The 1,134-nt window shown below is 30.2% G+C and carries 1 protein-coding gene and 1 pseudogene; both read left to right on the top strand.

The window, feature by feature from the left end:
• Positions 1-131 (top strand): annotated as a pseudogene (locus tag A5844_RS14040) (N-acetylmuramoyl-L-alanine amidase); the annotation flags it as partial.
• Positions 132-260: 129 nt separating this feature from the next.
• Positions 261-683, top strand: coding sequence for an abortive infection family protein (locus A5844_RS13820; RefSeq protein WP_086285735.1), 423 nt, complete (start codon positions 261-263; stop codon positions 681-683).
• Positions 684-1,134 lie beyond the last annotated feature (451 nt).

The raw sequence follows: 1,134 nt of genomic DNA, 5'->3' as shown, positions 1-1,134 counted from the left end.
ACATGCGTAATTTCTCTAATAAAAAAGTATATGTCATGATGCGTGCCACAAACGATCCAACTGGTAACATAAAAGGCGGAGCACAAGATTTTCATGATAGACGTTGGTATTTGAATATTCCTAAAAGGTAAAAAATAGAATATTTATGGAATATATAGCTATTAGAAAGAGTAAATAACGGAACATCTTAAAATATTCGATATAAATAATAGACCTGTCTCTTATACACATCTAGATGTGTATAAGAGACAAGTCTATATATAGAGAAGCAGATAGAATTTATTGAAAAATCTATTGAAAATTCACCGGCAGATGCTATAGGAAAATCAAAAGAATTAATAGAATCGTGTTTTAAGTATATATTAGATGAATTAGGCATAAAATATTCAAACAAAGTAACTATCCAAGAATTAAGGAAGTTAGTGTTTATAGAATTAAATATAGATTCTAAAGATAATTTATCAGCACAAACTAATAATGAGATAAAAAAGATATTGAGTAGTCTTAACCAAATAGTAGATGGAATTAACAATTTGAGAAATGAAAAAGGAGTAGGACATGGAAAGGGTAAAAAGTTTAAAGAACTTCCTGCTAGATATGCTTATCTAGTGGCAAGTTCGTCTGCTACTCTAGTGAGATTTGTATGGGATACATATGAATTTCTTTATCCCGATAATAAATAAGCTATTATGTTATAAATAGTTAATAGTTTATAAAGTTACATTTCCTTCTATACGCTGGCGAACGGTTGACTAAACTTTGACTACAAAATATAGAAAAACACAGCACTCTACAGAATCATATATAATAGTAGAAACACGTTTTTATTGAGGTTAGAACTTGCTAGGGTATGATAGAACTTTCCTTTTTTATTACAGTTAAATAATTCACTCATTCTTTGAGTATTGGGAATCCCTTGGCGCACAAGGGATTCCTTTTTTTGTTCATTGAATGTATTAACTTTTGGCTCTTTGTCAAACGATGTTGGTGAAGAGAAATCCTAGAACTGTCTCTTATACACATCTAGATGTGTATAAGAGACAGGCTATGAGCTATCATCAAATGCAGGCGAAGCCACATGAATTAGAAGATTTTAGTATTCTATGTGAAGAAATACTCAAAGTGATAAATAAT

Origin of the sequence: Candidatus Enterococcus wittei (assembly GCF_002140175.1) — a bacterium.
In the GTDB taxonomy this organism is placed as follows: domain Bacteria; phylum Bacillota; class Bacilli; order Lactobacillales; family Enterococcaceae; genus Enterococcus_B; species Enterococcus_B wittei.
Note: the sequence above shows the minus strand (reverse complement) of the source record. Positions and strands in the feature narration are given on the sequence as shown.